Genomic DNA, 16,957 nt, shown 5'->3' on the forward strand with positions numbered 1-16,957 from the left:
ATGATGGTTCCGTGACTGTGTCATTTTTTTAAGAAATATTTGACGCCATGCGTTGCGAGCGGGCCATCAGCCAATCCCGCCCCGCATGGGCAAACACCGCGCACAACACGATGGCGCCGCCGATCATGCTGGCGGCCGGCGCAATCTCGCCCAGGAACAGGAAGGCAAACAGGATAGCGAACGGCACTTCGGCCGAGCCGAGCAGCCCGGATTCGGCGGGCGGGATGAGCCGTGCGCCCTCCGTCCACAGGATCGAGGACAGCGCGAAGGACGCACCAAAAGTGGCGAGTAGAACGGCGTCCCTTGGCGAAACCGCCAGCGGATCGGTGACGAACCAGCCGAGCACGAACAGCAAGAAGGCCGAAACCGCGCCGGCCCACACCACCGGCGTATCGCGGAAGGCGCGGACCATGATCATGTAGAGGCCGCTGCCGATGGTCATCAGCAGCGCCAGTCCGTCGCCGAACAAATTGCCGCTGCCGAAGCCGGACCAGACCATGATCGCCACGCCGCACAGCGACACGGCGGCGGCGACCATCGTCTGCAGTCGGAACGGCTCGCGGGTCAAAACCCAGGCCAGCAGCGCGGTGACGAAAGGCGCTGTGGCATAGATGACCGCGACATTGGCGACGAAGGTGAACTTGAACGCCGAGATGAAGGCGATGCTGGCCAGCGCCCCCTCTACCGCCAGCAGCCAGCCGCGCCAGCCAAGGCGCAGCGTTTCGCGGTTGCCGGAGCGGCGGCGGCGCCACAGCACGTAGAGGCTGATCAGGATCGCACCGACAAAGCCGCGCCAGCAGATGATGGTCAACGGGTCGGCATGAATCGACTTTGTCAGAACACCAGTCAGGCCGAAGACGGCGGCCGACAATGACACCAGGATGATGCCGAGCGTGCGCTCTGCGGCGGTGTCGGTGGTGGCTGCAATGTCAGTCATGCAGCCAGCCTACGCCGTTCAGTCCTGACACCGTAGCGTCAGCAGTGATGGTGATCCACATCATAGCCGCTTGCGAAAATGCTCGGTGCCGACGATCAGCAGGCCGGCAGCGATGATCAGGGCTGCACCCAGGAAGACTTCGCGGCGCGGCACGTCGCCCCAGATCGCAAAGCCGAGCGCGAATGCCCACAACAGCGAGGTATACTCAAGCGGTGCGAGGACCGAGGCCGGTGTGCGCTTCATGCCCTCGAAGAGAAGATATTGCGCAAGGCCGCCGAGCGCGCCGACGCTGGCAAGAAGCAGTAATTGAGCCCAGTCGGGCGTCTGCCACCAGACCAGCGCCGGCCCCGCTGCGAACACCAGGAAATAGAAATTGTTGAGAAGGAGCTGGATCATCGAGCGCTCGGCAAGGGCGGTCTTGCGCAAGAGCACGATGGCGATGCCCCACAAAAGGGCGGCCGCCAGCACCAGCAGCACCGGCACGGACAGGCCGAGATGCGTTGGGTCGCAAGCGACGAACACGCCGGCAAAGCCGATCAGCACCGCCAGCCAGCGTAGCATCGGCACCTTTTCGCCAAGCATCACCACCGAAAGCACGGTGACGATGATTGGCGCCGCGTAATAGACGGTTGTCAGCTCGGCGAGCTGCAGGCTGCGCGCGGCGTTGTAGTAGCAGAGCCAGGCGGCAAGCGTGAAGGCGCTCCGCACCAGCATCGGCCGCACGATCGGCGAGCGCGCCGTGTCGGCAAACAGCTGTCGGCCGCCGATCGCCGCGCAGGCGCCCAGAATGGTGATGCTGCGGAAGAACATGATCTGCCAGACGCTCATGCCGACGACCAGCAGCTTGATCGAAGCATCCTGCGTCGAAAACAGCAAATAGGCCGCACCGGTCAGCAGGATGCCGGCAAGAACCCGCTCGCGTGTTTCGAGAGTGGCGATATCGGCCATAAGGCGCGGGGACCAAAATTGCCGGAGCGGCAGAGATGCTGTGAGGAGCAATACAAGGGACCTGGGAATTCAGCTCCCTCGGCACCAAGCTATACGGGCGAAAGTCGGTGCAGCGCTACGCCAGCCCCGTGCTTGTGTTGGCGCAGGCGTTCCATGGCGAGCCGCACCGTCGCAAAGCTTACTGCGTCGCCTGGTAAAGCTCCGAAGCGGCCTCTTTCAGGGCGCGCCGGCCGTCGGACCTGAAATACATCATGTGTCCGCCCTCGACGACATCGAGACGGATAGGCTTGGCATTGGCGAGCGACGGGATCTGGTTCACCAGGTAGCGCGAGGCGAGGTAAGGCGTGACCAGGTCGGTGTAGCCGTTGACGATCACGACGCCGAGCGAAGGGTTCAGCGAACGTGCCCGCTGCAGATCGTCCATCACCCCGGCATAGCCTTGTCGTGAGGCGCTGGTCCCGTAATCCCAATTGTGGCTGATTTCGCCATTGAGCAGCCGATAGCTGACATCGGTGCGGAAATTCAGTTCGTCGCTGACGTAGCCGACGAAAGCCGACGTCAACGCCGGCACGCTGCGGTCGAGCACTGGATCCGGGCCGGCGATGCGGGCGCTCTCGGGCGCGATATCGGCCGTGCCGATCATGGCGTCATATGGGCTGAGCACTTTGCCGCTGGCACGGGCGAACTCCCTTGCGAACAGGCCGGTCGGGATGCGGGCGGAGTTCCGCTGCACGAGGTCGAGCGGCAGGCCGGTGATGTCAGCCACGCGTTGACTCGCCAGCCTCCTGCCTTGCTCCAGTCCGCTGGTGAGCGCTGTAAGGTAATCGCCCAGCGCATAATGTTCGACTTCGGCCAGCTTCTCCCGCAACGCATCGCCGCTGACGCCTTCGGCGCGTAGGCGCACCGCCGCCAGGGAAGGCAGTTCGAGCGCCCAATGCAGCGGCTCGAATTCGTCGGGCTGCACCAGCGTGAACTCTAGCGCCGGCGAGATCAGCACGATGCCGTTCGGACTGATGCCGATATCTTCCTGCAATGTCCTGGCGAGCAGTGCCGCGCGGAAGCCGCCATAACTTTCGCCGGCGAGGAACAGCGGCGATCCGGTGCGGCCGTTCTGCGCGAGATAGAGCCTGATGAAGGCGCCTATCGAGCTGGCATCCTGATTGACGCCCCAGAAGTCGTGCGTATCCTGGCCCGGTGCCTCGCGGCTATATCCGGTTCCGACCGGATCGACGAAGACGAGATCGGTCATGTCGACCCAGCTGTCCGGATTGTCGATAAGCCTTTGCGGTGAAGGCAGAAATTCGCCGTCGGCTCCCGTCGCGATTATACGCGGACCGAGTGCGCCGATATGCAGATAAGCGGACGCTGCTCCAGGGCCGCCGTTGAAGACGAAGGTAATCGGCCGCTGCGGATCTTTGGTCGCGCTTGCCGGTGGCTCCAGCGTGTAAGCGACATAGAAGATCTCCGCCGTGACGTCGCCCTTGCCGGAAAGCAACGACAGGGTGGCGGCCTTGGCCTGATAATCCAGCTTGCGCCCGGCGAGGGTGATCGAATGGTTGGTGGTCTGCGGCGGCGGCAGCAGGGACAGCACGCCGCCCGAGGGGCCCGGCCGCTCCGCCGTTTCAGCCAGGACGGGCTGCGCCAGGGCGGCAAGCATTGGCAGGATAAGGAAGATCAGTTTCAGCTTGACCGGCATGATGGCTCCGCGAGAACGACTCCCGCATAGGTATGGCCGAGATGATCGAAGTCAAAGGAAATGGCTATTTTGAACTTGCAACGGCTTGCGCTAGTGTGACCCGGAATGCAGTCGAACGTTTCTCTCGATCAGTTTGGACGCTGGAGCGACGGCGTGGCCGCTGCGGCAATGGCTGCGACGCCCGAAGAATTGTCGGCTCGCTTCACGGCGGCGGCGAGCGGGCTGGTTGGCTCCGATCGCGTCTATGTCGGCTTCTACCATCGCGATATCACGTCCCTGACTATAGACGATGCCGGTCCCGATCGCTGGAACCGCGACTGCGACGCCCACATTTATCGCCAGGATCCCTTCTTCCAGAGGTTCGCCAGCACAAGGCAGGATTTCCTGTTGCCGCTATCGGCTCTGCGCAATGGCGACTTCCGGCGCACACCCTACTATCGCGAATTCTATGGTCCCTCCGACAGCTTCGACGAGATTACCGGCGTGTTCAATCTTGACAGGCTGACCGCCGGCTATGTCACCTTTCTCAGGCGAAACGGGGCGCCGGCCTTTGGCGAGCAGGATCTGGCGATGGCTTGCGCGGCAAGCAGCGCGACGAGGCTCATTCTGCGAAGGCTGCTTCATCTGTGCCGCTCCCGGGACAGGGACGCTGCAATCGATGACGCCCGCTCGCGGCTGAGCCGGCGCGAGAGCGAGATCGCACGGCACTTGATCGGTGGCGGCAATGCCAAGACCATTTCGCGAAGCCTCGCTATCTCGCCCGGCACCGTCCGCAACCACATCAAGCAGATCTATCGCAAGCTCGGCGTGCACTCCCAGGTCGAGCTGCTGGCGACCATACGCGAAATCGTCCAGGGCTGACGACTTCCGCGCCGGCCCTATCTTCTTTTGACGCAATTCCGGACGGAAAACCGCTACGCACTTTTCCTGGAATTGCTCTATTGTCCTGTGACGATGCGCGTCCACATGCGGTTTTGTGATCGCAGCCACTTGGCGTCGTTGTTGTCCACCACGAACAACTTGGCCTTGACGGCATCGGGCGGAAAGACGCCGGGATCGCTGGCTATCGCCTTGTCCATCAGCGGCAACGAGTCCGGTATCGCATTGGCGTAGGAGACATAGCTGGAATTGGCCGCGGCGATATCGGGCCGCAAATTGAAGTTGATCCAGGCCTGGGCGTTGTCGGGATGCGGCGCGTCCTTCGGCACCGCCATCGTATCGAAGTTGATGAGCGTGCCTTCCCTGGGAATGGAATAGGCGATCTCCAGCTTCTTGGCGGATTCGGCGGCGCGGGTCCTTGCCTGAAGTATGTCGCCCGACCAGCCCAGCACCACGCAGATGTCGCCGTTGGCGAGGTCGTTGATGTATTTCGACGAATGGAAATAGCGGATGTAGGGCCGCACCTTGCCCATCAGTTCCTCGACCTTGGCGAGGTCGTCGGGGCTGGTCGATTTGGGGTCGATGTGAAGGTAGTTCATCGCCATCGGGATGACTTCGGCGGGAGCGTCGATCATGGCCACGCCGCAATCGGAGAGTTTTTTGACCACATCGACGTCGAAAACCATGGCGAAGGAATCCGTCGGCGCGTCCGGTAGTAGCCGCTGTTTGACCGCCGCGACGTTGTAGCCAATGCCGTCGGTGACGGCCATGTAGGGCACGGCATGCAGGTTCCGCGGGTCGTCGCCCGCGATCAGCGAGAGGGCTTGCGGATCGATCTTCGAGTGATTTGCAAGTTTCGCTTTGTCGAGTTCCAGGAAAGCCCCCGCCGTCACCTGGTTCTTCAGGAACGGATAGGCTGAGGGGTAGACCACGTCATACCCGGAGCCGCCGGTGAGCAGCTTTGTTTCGAGGACCTCGTTGCCGTCATAGACATCGTAGCGAACCTTGATGCCCGTCTCCTTCTCGAATTTCTCGGCTGTGTCCGGCGCGATGTAGTCGGACCAGTTATAGACGTTGACGATTTTTTCCTCGTCCGCCGAGGCCGTACCGGCGCAGATGCCGCAAGCAAGCCCGGCAAGCAGGGTTGAGAAGATCAGAGCGCGCATCAGTGTTCTCCTTTTCGCTGCCGGTTTCGGCATGCGTCGTCCGTCAACGTCGTTGTGGGGCATAGATCGGCAAGGTGATGCAGGCGACATTCCCTCCGCCCAGCAAGATCTCGCGGGAGTTTTCGATGCCGACTATTCTGTGGTCGGGAAACAGCGTGGCCAGCTTTTGCTTGGCAGTCACGTCGAGATCGCTGCCGAACTGCGGCGCGACGACGACGCTGTTGCCCGGATAGTAGTTGATGTAGCTCGCCGCGATCCGGTTTCCGGCCGGTCGCGCCCAGGTCGAATCGAGCCGGTCCACGCTTTCGCTTTCTTCCGGCGTCATCTCGATCGGCAAGGGATGCGGCAGCCGATGGACCTCGAGCGCACGACCGCGCGCGTCACGGGCCGAACGCAACACCTCCTCGGCTTCCCGCACGATCTCATATTGCGGGTCGTCCCGATTGTCGGTCCAGGTTAGTACGACGACGCCGGGACGCACGAAGCAGCAGACGTCGTCGACATGGCCGTCGGTCTCGTCGAAGGCTAAGCCGCGTGGCAGCCAGATGATGGTGTCGACACCGAGATAGTCGCCAAGCTGCCGCTCCACCTCGGCCTTGCCGAGATGGGCGTTGCGATTTCGGTTGAGCAGGCATTGCTCCGTCGTGATGAGAGTGCGCTGGCCGTCGCACTGTAATCCGCCACCCTCGGCGATCAGCGGCGCCCGATACCGATCCATGTTCTCGATCTCGAGCACCTTTTGCGCCGCCAGGTCATCCAGGTCCCATGGCGCGTAGAGGCCGCCGTCAAAACCGCCATAGGCGTTGAAGATCCAATCGACGCCACGCACATCGCCATGGTCGTTGACGACGAAATTGGGACCGCTGTCGCGCAGCCAGGAATCGTTGGTGGACATCTCCACGACGCGCACATGGCCTGGCAATCGCGCCCGGGCGTTCTGCCATTGGCGAGCGGACGCCGCCACGGTCACCGGCTCGCTTTGCGCGATCGCCGCAGCGACATCGACGAACAGCTTTTGCGCCGGCTTGGCGCCAAGGCGCCAGGTGTCCGGCCGCTCCGGCCAGATCAGCCAGCAGCTTGACTTGGGCTCGAATTCGCCGGGCGCGCGAAACCCATCCTGCTTAGGCTTTGTCGAGAGGGTACGGGGCATCTGGGAACCGCCGGAAAAATGGAGTGACGACTTGCCCGGATCAGACGTTTTTGGAGCCTTGTCCGTCAATGTCCCATTTGGGATATTGTGCGGCGGCGGCCGGCCCATTGCGGCAAGGATGAATGGCATTGCCTTCCCATGGTGATCGGCGCAAATCTCGGCCGGACGGCGTTATGCCGGTGGTGGTAACACTCGACGAAAGGGAGAGCGGATGGATGCGACCGAACTGAAGGCCATGCAGGCGCCGCTGAAGCAGGCCTATCGCGACGACGCTTCGCAGGCCCTGATCACGCTTCGCGCCAAGGGCTCGATCGACGACCAGTCAGTCGCCTGCAAGGTCGAGACGGGCAGGGCGCTCGCCATCGCCGGTCTGCATCCGGCAACCGGCGGCTCAGGCCTTGAACTCTGCTCGGGCGACATGCTGCTGGAGGCCTTGGTGGCCTGCGCCGGGGTGACGCTGAAGGCAGTGGCGACAGCGCTTGAGTTCAAACTCGGCGCCGCCACGGTGGAAGCCGAAGGCGATCTCGATTTTCGCGGCACGCTCGGTGTGGCAAAAGATGCGCCGGTCGGCTTTCGCGCCATCCGGCTCAATTTCAACCTCGGCACCGATGAACCGCAGGAGCGGATAGACTCGCTGCTGAAGCTGACCGAGCGCTATTGCGTGGTGTTCCAGACCATCAGCCAGAAGCCCGAGCTGACGGTTTCAGCGCAGCGCTGATGCTTACTGGGCTGACGGTTCTTCGGCGTCACCCTCGTCGGTGAAGGGCGAGGCGCTCGGCACGCATTGCACCGACCAGCCGGCCGGTGTCGGCTGCTTCTGATATTCGGTGATGGCGGCGGTACACTGTTCGCGCTTGTCGAAGGTGCTGGGCAGCACGACCATGCCTCCCTGCGGGCCGGCGATTACCAGATACCAGACCAACGCTGCTGCGGTCGTAGCCATGGGGATTTCCTCTGCCAGTTGGGCACTTGTTGTGGGAGTCGATGCGATCCTACCAACTCCACGGAAATGACGAAAGCATGACCGCGGCGCAGCCTTCCATCGCCACATCACAGCCGCGTGATGGGGTGACGGGTTCCAGCCTCAATTTTTGACGCCCAATCGGCTCAATTGGTGGCAAAACAATAGAAAAGGCCGTCGCCACCGGTGCCATTCAGCGCCTCCTGGCTGCAGCCGCCGCGCGAGGCGTGCGAGGAATTCCAGGATTTGGCGACCGCCGAATCGTCAAGGCCGGTACGGTCGTGATGACCCATCATCGCGGCCCCCTCGGCACCGCTCATCGTCCAGTCGCCACAGGTCTGGTCGGCGATCTTGGTGCCGTCGGGTTTGGAGCCGGTCAGCATGTCGTGGCGGTTTGGCGTGTCGCCGCGGCCGTTGACCACTTCGCCCTTCTCGTTCAGCGCCGTCTGCTTGGTGATGCCGTTGGCGTCGCTGTGCAGCGAGGTGACGTCGTCGGCGATCTTGACGCCCTTGGCGTTTACCCACGGCCCCTTGCCGATGCGGTCGCGCGCATCGGTGTCGCTGGTCGACAGATAGGCGGCCCAGGTCTTGCCAGTGACGCCGGCGGCTTCCGCCAGCGAAGCGCAATGCGCGTCGGCGCCTTTGAGGCCGCCGAGATCGGCACCTTTGCCGGACCCGACGCTGGTGACGAAGAAGCTCATCGTTGCGTCTTGCGAATAGGCGGAGCCCGCGGCTGCGATCAGGGTAGCGGCGGTGGCGAGAAGCAGTCTGCGCATGGTGTCCTCCGTTTCGACCGGTTACGTCAGAAGAAACGTTGCCGGAGGCTTATTTAATCCATCTCGCAGTCAAGTTTTATTCCGGCTGGCGATAGGCGACGAAGCGATTGTGCTTGGCCTGGAAGATCAAACCTGTCTCTTTCAAATCCGGGCTGGCCAGCGGCACGATGCGTTTGGCGATCTCCGAGGGGTGCGGCAGCGTCTCGGGATCCTCGCCAGGCACCGCCTGCGCCCGCATGGCGGTGCGGGTGGCGCCGGGGTCGGCGGCGTTGACCCTGAGCGGCAGGCTCTGTGTCTCATGCGCCCAGGAGCGCATCATCGTCTCGACCGCCGCCTTGGATGCCGCGTAGGGCGCCCAGAACGCGCGGGCCGAGTGCGCCGCATTAGAGGACAGGATGATCGCTCGTCCGGCGTCGGAGAGCCGCAGCAGCGGGTCGACCGAGCGGATCAGCCGCCATGTCGAAGTGACGTTGATGGTCATCACCTTCTCGAAGGTTTTTGCTTCGACATGGCCGATTGGCGAGATGACCCCGAGCACGCCCGCATTGGCGACGAGAATGTCGAGCTTGCCCCAGCGTTCATGGATGGCGCCGCCCAGCCGGTCGATGCCGGCCATGTCGGCGAGGTCGAGCGGCACCAGTGTCGCCTGGCCGCCGGCTGCCTTGATCTGATCGTCAAGCTCTTCCAGGCCGCCGACAGTGCGCGCCACAGCGACGACATGCGCGCCGGCGGCAGCCAATTCCTTGGCGATGAAGTAGCCGATGCCGCGCGAGGCGCCGGTGACGACCGCAACGCGGCCGGTAAGGTCGAGGGCAGGGGTCAAAGGGCAACTCCGAGGGTTAGCGTTCTAACTCGGACTTGGCTCTGCCTCGTCAGCCTGCATATTTGGCGAAAGCGGAGGTGGGAGCGCAATCTCCCCCCTTGCGGGGGAGATGTCCGGCAGGACAGAGGCGGGTGTGAAGGATCGCCAATTTTCGAAATGATCCGACCCCGAGAGAGAACTCGGCCAAGCGCGCGGCTGGAATTGATGGACAGGATGGAGGGACAGCACCCCCCTCTGCCCTGCCGGGCATCTCCCCCGCAAGGGGGGAGATCGGCTGCTTCGAGGAGGCCGCAACAAAGTGATCGCGGCGAAATTTGCAAGCCGGCGAAATTCACGGTTGCAGCAACGCCCTACGTCCCGCTCGTCGCCAGCAGCGACAGCGTGCGCACATTGTCGTGGCCTTCGAAGTCGAGCAGGCGGGTCGGGTACTGGCCGGTGAAGCAGGCGTCGCAGAATTGCGGCTGGTCGTTGTCGCGGCTGGCTTCGCCGACGGCGCGGTAAAGTCCGTCGATGGTCAGGAACCCAAGCGAGTCAACACGGATGAACTCGGCCATTTCTTCCACAGACATGCGCGATGCCAGAAGCTTCGACTTCTCCGGCGTGTCGACGCCGTAGAAGCAGGAGGCGCGTGTCGGCGGCGAGGCGATGCGCATATGCACTTCCTTGGCACCAGCGTCGCGCACCATCTGCACGATCTTTTGGCTGGTGGTGCCGCGCACGATACTGTCGTCGACCAGCACCACGCGCTTGCCCTCGATCATACGGCGATTGGCGTTATGCTTCAGCTTGACGCCCATATGACGGATCGAATCACCGGGCTGGATGAAGGTGCGGCCGACATAGTGGTTGCGGATGATGCCGAGTTCGAAGGGAATGCCGGCCGCCTGGCTAAAGCCGATCGCCGCCGGCGTGCCCGAATCCGGCACCGGCACGACAATGTCGGCCTCGACCGGGCTTTCGAGCGCCAGCTCGGCGCCGATGCGCTTGCGCACCTCATAGACATTGCGGCCTTCGACCGAGGAATCCGGCCGCGCGAAATAGACATATTCGAAGATGCAGAAGCGGGTCTTCTGCGGTTCGAACGGGAACAGGCTTTCAATGCCCTTGGACGTGACGACGACCATCTCGCCGGGCTTCAGGTCGCGCACGAAACGCGCACCGATGATGTCGAGAGCGCAGGTTTCGGAAGCCAGGATCCAGGCGCCGTCGAGATCGCCCAGCACCAGCGGGCGGATGCCGAGCGGGTCGCGGCAGCCGATCATCTTCTTGGCCGTCATGGCGACCAGCGAGAAGGCGCCCTCGACCTGGCGCACAGCATCGATGAAACGCGAGTTCAAGTCGCGCTCCTTGCTGGTGGCGACGAGGTGCAAAAGCGTCTCGGTGTCGGAGGTGGAGGAGAAGATCGCGCCTTGCTTCTGCAGCGCCCGCTGCACGGTCATCGCGTTGGTCAGATTGCCGTTGTGGGCGACGGCGAAGCCGCCGTCGCCCAATTCGGCGAAGAAGGGCTGGATGTTGCGCATGCCGGCGCCGCCGGTGGTGGCGTAGCGCGTGTGGCCGATGGCGCGGTTGCCTTGCAGGCTGTCGATGACGCGCTGCTTGGTGAAGGTGTCGCCGATCAGGCCGACATGGCGTTCGACATGGAACTGGCTGCCGTCATAGGAAACGATGCCGGCCGCTTCCTGGCCGCGATGCTGGAGCGCATGCAGGCCCAATGTGACGATGGCCGCGGCATCCTGCCGGCCGAAAATGCCGAACACGCCGCATTCGTCGTGGAAATGGTCGTCGGCCTCGGCGGAAAGCACGTCGTCTGCGTCTGCCATCTTAAGCTCCGCTAAAATCGCCATATAATGCGGGTTCGCGTCGAAAGCAACGCGCGCCGTGCAGCCGTTCACACCATCGTCAATTCCCAGCGCGCATTTCCGGCGTCAGTTTGCCGGTGCAGCCGGTGCTGGATTGGCCGGGGCGTTGTCCGCCGGCGGTGTTGCGTCATTGTCGTCGGGTGCCGGCGTGTTGGCATCGTCGCCACCTGATGGCGCATCCGCCGCCGGTGCGTCCGGAGCCGCGGGCGTCTCGACGGCCGGCTGATTCGGATTGAGCTTTTTCAGGATGGCGTTTTCCGGGTCTTCGGGCAGCAGGCTTTCGAGCTTGGCGCCGATCTGCTCGAGCAGCGGCCGCGACTTGGCCTCCGTGACCCAGGCCGGTGCCTTGGCGCCGGCCAGCCAGTTGAAAAACAGCAGCGCGACGGCAACGACCAGGATGCCGCGCGCGGCGCCGTAAAGGAAACCCAGCGTACGGTCGAGCGCGCCGATCCGGGAATCGATGATCCAGTCGGCGAGCTTCATGGTGATGACCGACACGACGATCAGCGCGATGATGAAGACCACGCCCGCGGCGGCCGCCATGGCGACCTTTTCATTCTCGATGTAGGGCGCGAGGTAAGGCACAACCGGCTTGTAAAAGAAGAATGCCGCCGCTGCCGCTGCTGCCCAGGAGACGACGGACAGGATTTCGCGCGAGAAGCCGCGAACCATGGCGAGCATCGCCGAGACCAGAGTGAAGCCGACGAGAATTCCGTCAAGCAGCGTAATCGGCATGTCTTTCGCCCCACTCCATGAGCCGCATTATAGCGCGGAGCATCGGTTTTTTTGGGTCCGATGCTCTAGTCTTCCTCGTCCACGCGGCTTCGGCGTGAGCCGGCTATGCGTGCCACGAGGTCGGCAAGCTCGGTCGGCTGGAAAGAACCGGCCCCGATCCCCCCGGCCAGTTCCCCGCTGCCCGAGGGCAGAACCGCGCTTCCAAAACCCAGCTTTTCGGCTTCCTTGAGGCGCTGTTGCGCATGCGCAACCGGCCTCACGGCGCCCGAAAGGCTGATTTCGCCGAAATAGACGCAATCGGCGGGAAGGGCAAGGCCGGTGAGCGAGGAAACCAAGGCCGCCGCCACTGCCAAATCCGCTGCGGGCTCCGAAATGCGATAGCCGCCGGCGACGTTGAGGTAGACATCGTGGCTGCCGAAGCGCACGCCGCAATGGGCTTCGAGAACCGCCAGGGTCATCGACAGCCGGGCGCCATCCCAGCCGACGACGGCGCGGCGCGGCGTGCCGAGTGAGGAGGGCGCCACCAGCGCCTGGATCTCGACCAGCACCGGCCTTGTCCCCTCCATGCCGGCGAAAACCGCGGCGCCCGGCGATTTCGCATGGCGTTCGCCAAGAAAAAGCTCGGACGGGTTGGCGACCTCGCGCAGGCCCTTGTCCGACATTTCGAAGACGCCGATCTCGTCGGTCGGTCCAAAACGGTTCTTCACCGTGCGCAGGATACGATAGTGATGGCCGCCTTCGCCTTCGAAGTAGAGCACGGCGTCGACCATATGCTCGACGACACGCGGCCCGGCGATCTGGCCTTCCTTGGTGACATGGCCGACCAGCACGATCGCCGCCCCCGTGGATTTCGCATAGCGGATCATCGCCTGCGCGGCGGCGCGCACCTGGGTGACGGTGCCCGGCGCCGAATCGGCGAGGTCGGTCCACAGCGTCTGGATCGAATCGAGGATGACGAGGTCGGGCCGCTTGCCGTCGGCTATCGTGGCGAGGATGTCTTCGACATTGGTCTCGGCGGCAAGCTCCACCGGAGAGGAGGCGACACCAAGCCGTTGCGCCCGCAGCCTGATCTGCGCGACCGCCTCTTCGCCCGAGACATAGACGATGCGGTGGCCCTTTGACGCCAGTGCGGCGGCCGCCTGGGTGAGCAGCGTCGATTTGCCGATGCCAGGATCGCCGCCGACCAGCAGCGCCGAGCCGCGCACGAAACCACCGCCGGTGGCGCGATCGAGTTCGCCGATGCCCGAAATGATACGCGGCGCATCCTCGATATCGCCGGACAGCGTGGTTAGCACCACGGCGCGCCCCTTGCGGGCGTTGCGCGTGTTGGCCGGACCGGAGCCGATGCCGCCGGCCGTGCCTTCCTCGACCAGCGTGTTCCACTCGCCGCAGGCATCGCATTTGCCGGCCCAGCGCTGATGCACCGATCCGCAACTCTGGCAGATGAATTGCACGCGCGATTTGGCCATCAGAGGGGTGCCGGGTGGTGACAGGTTAGCGGGACAGCGCCCCCCTCTGGCCTGCCGGCCATCTCTCCCTCAAGGGGGGAGATTTGCAGCTTCGGCGCTTGCGCCTTCTTTTCAGCGTCAAAAATTGGCGAAAGTGTCGATGACATCCGATCTCCCCCCTGGAGGGGGAGATGTCCGGCAGGACAGAGGGGGGCGCGAAGGAACGAGACCTTTCTCAATCGGTCACTCGAACCTTTCGGGCAGATGATGCTCCTCGGCAAGGTCGGAGAAGCGGGTGAACTCGCCTTGGAAGGCAAGGCTGACGGTGCCGGTCGGTCCATGGCGCTGCTTGGCGATGATCACTTCGGCCTTGCCCTGGACCTCGACCATCTTCGTTTCCCAGGCGAGGTGCTCGGGCGTGCCTTTCTCCGGCTCCTTGTTCTTGATGTAATATTCCTCGCGGTACACGAACAGCACGACGTCGGCGTCCTGCTCGATGGAACCTGATTCGCGCAAGTCGGACAGCTGCGGATGCTTGTCGTCGCGGCTTTCGACCTGACGCGAGAGCTGTGAGAGGGCGATGATCGGCACGCCGAGCTCCTTGCCCAGCGCCTTCAGCCCGGTGGTGATCTCGGTGATTTCCTGGACGCGGTTCTGAGATGCCTTCGCGGATGAGCCCTGCATCAGCTGGATATAGTCGATGACCATCAGATCCAGCCCGCGCTGTCGCTTGAGGCGGCGGGCGCGAGCTGCAAGCTGAGCAATCGAAATGCCGCCCGTTTGGTCGATGTAGAGCGGGCGCTTGTGGTTCTCCTGCGTGTAGGCGACAAGCTTGCCGAAATCGGCTTCCGTCAGGTCGCCGCGCCTGATTTTCGATGACGGGATCTCGGTCTGCTCGGAGATGATGCGGGTGGCCAGCTGCTCCGACGACATTTCGAGCGAGAAGAAGCCGACGACGCCGCCATTGGCCGCCTTGACGGAGCCGTCCGCCTGCTGTGCGGGCTCGTAGGCGGCAGCGATGTTATAGGCGATGTTGGTGGCCAGCGACGTCTTGCCCATGCCCGGACGGCCGGCGATGATGATCAAATCCGATGGCTGCAGGCCGCCCATGCGGTGGTCGAGATCGCGCAGGCCGGTGGCAATGCCGGACAGGTGGCCATCGCGCATATAGGCGGCACTGGCCATGTCGACGGCGTTCTTCAACGCATCGGAAAAACTTTCAAACCCGCCATCGTAGCGGCCGTTTTCGGCCAGTTCGAACAGGCGGCGCTCGGCGTCCTCGATCTGTTCGCCGGGTGCCATGTCGACCGGCGCGTCGTAAGCGATGTTGACCATGTCCTCGCCGACGGTGATCAGCGCGCGGCGCGTGGCAAGATCATAGATGGCGCGGCCATAATCGGTGGCGTTGACGACGGTGACGGCCTCGACCGCCAGCCGCACGACATATTGCGCCATTGTCATGTCGCCGACCTTCTCGTCGGCCGGCAGGAAGGTTTTCAGCGTGATCGGCGTCGCGACCTTGCCCATGCGGATGAACTCGGACGCCACCTCAAAGATCTTGCGGTGCAGCGGCTCATAGAAATGGCTGGCTTTGAGGAAGTCCGAGACGCGGTAGAAGGCATCGTTGTTGACGAGGATGGCGCCGAGCAGCGCCTGCTCGGCCTCGATGTTGTTTGGCGCTTCACGATAAAGCGGTGTTTCCGCGACGCCGAATTTTCGCGCTGCTTCTGCCATGATGTCCCCGATTAAAAATCCCGGCTTTTCGATATCAGAACGTGACAAGTCCCATGCTGACTTATCTGCACCAGTGCCTGTCCAATCAGCTTTGATACCCGCGATTCACAGCCGAGTTTTTTCGGTGGAAAGAATCACGATTGACTCGAATCGAAAGAACGATCGTAGCGCATTTACAGGGAGAACAAAACGGGAAAACAAGCAACGGTGGCCTATGCAGCCACTGGGCTCAAAGCCGACTGAGTCGCCTCTCGATGAAACGGCGTTCCGCCGGTTGCCGGGTCAACTCAAGCGCCCGCCGATAGGAGGTTTTTGCCGCATCACCCAAGCCAAGCCTGCGCTGCATGTCTGCCCGTGCGGCATGCGCGAGATGGTAGCCGTCGAGGCCGCCTTGTCCCATGACCGTCTCGATTGCCGCCAGTCCGGCCTGCGGGCCGTCGCGCATGCCTATGGCCGCAGCGCGGTTGAGTGCCACAATAGGCGAGGGGTCGACGCGACTCAGCACGTCGTAAAGCGCGACGATCTGTACCCAGTCGGTCTCGGTCGTACCTGCCGCGTCGGCATGCACGGAAGCAATCGCTGCCTGCAGGATATAAGGTCCGATGCGGCGCGAGGCGATCGCCTGGCCGATCAGGCCGTCGGCCTCGGCGATCAGCGCACGGTCCCACAGCGTGCGGTCCTGGTCCTCCAGCAGCACGAGATCGCCGGCAGGGTCGACCCGCGTTGCGCGCCGCGCCTCATGCAGCAGCATCAGGGCGAGCAGGCCTTGCGCCTCCGGTTGGTCGAGCAGTTCAACCATCAGCCGGCCGAGCCGGATCGCCTCGGCGCAGAGATCGGCCCGTGTCAGGTTCGGCCCCTCGGTTGCCGCGTAGCCCTCGTTGAAGATCAGATAGATCACCTGCAGCGCGCTCTCGAGCCGCGCCGGCAATTCACCGCGGTCGGGCACTTCGTAGGGGATCGCCTCGTCACGGATCTTGGCCTTGGCCCGCACGATGCGCTGGGCGATGGTCGGTGCGGGCGTCAGATAGGCGCGGGCGATCTCTTCTGTGGTCAAGCCACCCACTTCGCGCAGTGTCAGGGCGATGCGTGCATCCGGTGTCAGCGCCGGATGGCAGCAGACGAAAATGAGCCGCAATTCGTCGTCCTGGATGTCTTCCGCAAGGGCCGGCTCAGGTGTCGGCTCGGCCAGGGCCGTGAGCTCCGGTAGAGCCCCTGCCAGCCGCGCTTCCCGGCGCCAGCGGTCGATGGTTCGGAAGCGGCCTGCCGAGACCAGCCAGGAATAGGGATTGGCTGGCACGCCCTGGCGCGGCCATTGTTCGGCGGCAGCAGTGAAGGCCTCATGCAAGGCCTCCTCCGCCGCGTCGAAACCGCCGAGCAGGCGGATCAAGGTCGCCAGCACACGCCGTGCCTCGGTGCGGTAGGCCGCCTCCAGGGCGTCGCGCGGGCTGGCGGTGCTCACAGCACCGGCGGCGGCTGGCTGAAGTCGACGACCGGGCGGACTTCGACGAAGCCGATCGTTGCCAGCGGATGACCGCTCGCCACCCGCACGGCTTCGTTGAGGTCGCGGGCTTCGATGACGATGATGCCGCCCAGTATCTCCTTGGTCTCCATGAACGGGCCGTCGACAGACGACATCTTGCCGTCGCGGACCTGCACGGTCATTGCCTCTTCGGGCAGCACAAGGGCCTCGCCGGTAACGAAATGGCCGCTGGCCTTGAGCACGTCGTCATATCCGGCGCATTCGGCGAGCGCGGCATTGGCTTGCGGGCTACCGCCGAACAGCGTCTTGGGGTGGTAGTAGATGAGACAGGCGTAACGCATGGTGGGTTTCCTTATCTTGATACC

16 protein-coding genes are annotated in these 16,957 nt (G+C 63.6%); 2 read left to right on the forward strand and 14 right to left on the reverse strand.

All coding sequences use genetic code 11. From position 1 onward, the window contains the following. Positions 1 to 28: 28 nt before the first annotated feature. The 3 genes from NKI73_RS02045 to NKI73_RS02055 all read right to left on the reverse strand — a co-directional run bounded on the left by NKI73_RS02045 (position 29) and on the right by NKI73_RS02055 (position 3,581). Entirely contained in the window at positions 29 to 937 is a 909-nt protein-coding gene (locus tag NKI73_RS02045; protein ID WP_352626984.1) for a DMT family transporter, read from the reverse strand. A gap of 60 nt (positions 938 to 997) precedes the next feature. Beyond that, positions 998 to 1,885 carry a DMT family transporter gene (locus NKI73_RS02050; protein WP_352626985.1) on the reverse strand — a complete coding sequence of 296 codons (888 nt, stop codon included), beginning with the start codon at positions 1,883 to 1,885 and terminating at the stop codon, positions 998 to 1,000. A 178-nt stretch (positions 1,886 to 2,063) separates the two neighbouring features. After that, positions 2,064 to 3,581: a S10 family peptidase gene (locus tag NKI73_RS02055; RefSeq protein ID WP_352626987.1), complete on the reverse strand. Its 1,518-nt coding sequence runs from the start codon at positions 3,579 to 3,581 to the stop codon at positions 2,064 to 2,066. Between the two features lie 153 nt (positions 3,582 to 3,734). On the opposite strand from NKI73_RS02055, the gene NKI73_RS02060 reads away from it, so the two are divergent. Further along, a complete protein-coding gene (locus tag NKI73_RS02060; RefSeq protein ID WP_352626988.1) occupies positions 3,735 to 4,442 on the forward strand; it encodes a response regulator transcription factor in 708 nt (235 codons plus the stop codon). Positions 4,443 to 4,519: 77 nt separating this feature from the next. Here the strand turns inward: NKI73_RS02060 and NKI73_RS02065 are convergent, their stop codons facing one another. After that, entirely contained in the window at positions 4,520 to 5,626 is a 1,107-nt protein-coding gene (locus NKI73_RS02065) for a polyamine ABC transporter substrate-binding protein (RefSeq protein WP_352626990.1), read from the reverse strand. Positions 5,627 to 5,669: 43 nt separating this feature from the next. After that, positions 5,670 to 6,776, reverse strand: coding sequence for an agmatine deiminase (gene aguA, locus NKI73_RS02070; protein WP_352626991.1), 1,107 nt, complete (start codon positions 6,774 to 6,776; stop codon positions 5,670 to 5,672). 211 nt (positions 6,777 to 6,987) lie between these two features. Between aguA and NKI73_RS02075 the strand changes: the two genes are divergently transcribed. Continuing rightward, a complete protein-coding gene (locus tag NKI73_RS02075; protein ID WP_352626992.1) occupies positions 6,988 to 7,494 on the forward strand; it encodes an OsmC family protein in 507 nt (168 codons plus the stop codon). A 3-nt stretch (positions 7,495 to 7,497) separates the two neighbouring features. Here NKI73_RS02075 and NKI73_RS02080 read toward each other — a convergent pair whose 3' ends face one another. The 9 genes from NKI73_RS02080 to NKI73_RS02120 all read right to left on the reverse strand — a co-directional run bounded on the left by NKI73_RS02080 (position 7,498) and on the right by NKI73_RS02120 (position 16,933). Next, on the reverse strand, positions 7,498 to 7,719 hold the full coding sequence (locus NKI73_RS02080; protein ID WP_013532531.1) for a hypothetical protein: 222 nt from the start codon (positions 7,717 to 7,719) through the stop codon (positions 7,498 to 7,500). A 164-nt stretch (positions 7,720 to 7,883) separates the two neighbouring features. Beyond that, positions 7,884 to 8,513 carry a hypothetical protein gene (locus NKI73_RS02085; RefSeq protein WP_352626994.1) on the reverse strand — a complete coding sequence of 210 codons (630 nt, stop codon included), beginning with the start codon at positions 8,511 to 8,513 and terminating at the stop codon, positions 7,884 to 7,886. A gap of 76 nt (positions 8,514 to 8,589) precedes the next feature. Further along, complete coding sequence (locus tag NKI73_RS02090) at positions 8,590 to 9,336, reverse strand: SDR family NAD(P)-dependent oxidoreductase (protein WP_352626996.1); 747 nt, start codon at positions 9,334 to 9,336, stop codon at positions 8,590 to 8,592. A 350-nt stretch (positions 9,337 to 9,686) separates the two neighbouring features. Then, entirely contained in the window at positions 9,687 to 11,156 is a 1,470-nt protein-coding gene (gene purF, locus NKI73_RS02095) for an amidophosphoribosyltransferase (RefSeq protein WP_352626998.1), read from the reverse strand. A gap of 105 nt (positions 11,157 to 11,261) precedes the next feature. Then, a complete protein-coding gene (locus NKI73_RS02100) occupies positions 11,262 to 11,930 on the reverse strand; it encodes a CvpA family protein (protein ID WP_352627000.1) in 669 nt (222 codons plus the stop codon). A gap of 65 nt (positions 11,931 to 11,995) precedes the next feature. Then, positions 11,996 to 13,399 (reverse strand): DNA repair protein RadA, encoded by a 1,404-nt coding sequence (gene radA, locus NKI73_RS02105; protein ID WP_352627002.1) that lies wholly within the window; start codon positions 13,397 to 13,399, stop codon positions 11,996 to 11,998. 222 nt (positions 13,400 to 13,621) lie between these two features. Further along, entirely contained in the window at positions 13,622 to 15,112 is a 1,491-nt protein-coding gene (locus tag NKI73_RS02110) for a replicative DNA helicase (RefSeq protein WP_126068580.1), read from the reverse strand. A gap of 229 nt (positions 15,113 to 15,341) precedes the next feature. Next, positions 15,342 to 16,571 carry an RNA polymerase sigma factor gene (locus tag NKI73_RS02115; protein ID WP_352627003.1) on the reverse strand — a complete coding sequence of 410 codons (1,230 nt, stop codon included), beginning with the start codon at positions 16,569 to 16,571 and terminating at the stop codon, positions 15,342 to 15,344. Next, positions 16,568 to 16,933, reverse strand: a complete 366-nt coding sequence (locus tag NKI73_RS02120; RefSeq protein ID WP_352627005.1) for a YciI family protein — start codon at positions 16,931 to 16,933, stop codon at positions 16,568 to 16,570. The genes NKI73_RS02115 and NKI73_RS02120 overlap by 4 nt, the downstream gene beginning before the upstream one ends. Positions 16,934 to 16,957: the final 24 nt, after the last annotated feature.

The sequence above is a fragment of the Mesorhizobium sp. M0496 genome, from assembly GCF_040321205.1.
In the GTDB taxonomy this organism is placed as follows: Bacteria; Pseudomonadota; Alphaproteobacteria; order Rhizobiales; family Rhizobiaceae; genus Mesorhizobium.

Bases quoted from the DNA above. Each gene is read 5' to 3' on its own strand.
- NKI73_RS02055 (WP_352626987.1), bottom strand. From the start codon at position 3,581: ATGCCGGTCAAGCTGAAACTGATCTTCCTTATCCTGCCAATGCTTGCC.
- aguA (WP_352626991.1), bottom strand. From the start codon at position 6,776: ATGCCCCGTACCCTCTCGACAAAGCCTAAGCAGGATGGGTTTCGCGCG.
- NKI73_RS02050 (WP_352626985.1), bottom strand. From the start codon at position 1,885: ATGGCCGATATCGCCACTCTCGAAACACGCGAGCGGGTTCTTGCCGGC.
- NKI73_RS02080 (WP_013532531.1), bottom strand. From the start codon at position 7,719: ATGGCTACGACCGCAGCAGCGTTGGTCTGGTATCTGGTAATCGCCGGC.
- NKI73_RS02100 (WP_352627000.1), bottom strand. From the start codon at position 11,930: ATGCCGATTACGCTGCTTGACGGAATTCTCGTCGGCTTCACTCTGGTC.
- NKI73_RS02065 (WP_352626990.1), bottom strand. From the start codon at position 5,626: ATGCGCGCTCTGATCTTCTCAACCCTGCTTGCCGGGCTTGCTTGCGGC.
- NKI73_RS02045 (WP_352626984.1), bottom strand. From the start codon at position 937: ATGACTGACATTGCAGCCACCACCGACACCGCCGCAGAGCGCACGCTC.
- NKI73_RS02075 (WP_352626992.1), top strand. From the start codon at position 6,988: ATGGATGCGACCGAACTGAAGGCCATGCAGGCGCCGCTGAAGCAGGCC.
- NKI73_RS02120 (WP_352627005.1), bottom strand. From the start codon at position 16,933: ATGCGTTACGCCTGTCTCATCTACTACCACCCCAAGACGCTGTTCGGC.
- NKI73_RS02110 (WP_126068580.1), bottom strand. From the start codon at position 15,112: ATGGCAGAAGCAGCGCGAAAATTCGGCGTCGCGGAAACACCGCTTTAT.
- radA (WP_352627002.1), bottom strand. From the start codon at position 13,399: ATGGCCAAATCGCGCGTGCAATTCATCTGCCAGAGTTGCGGATCGGTG.
- purF (WP_352626998.1), bottom strand. From the start codon at position 11,156: ATGGCAGACGCAGACGACGTGCTTTCCGCCGAGGCCGACGACCATTTC.
- NKI73_RS02085 (WP_352626994.1), bottom strand. From the start codon at position 8,513: ATGCGCAGACTGCTTCTCGCCACCGCCGCTACCCTGATCGCAGCCGCG.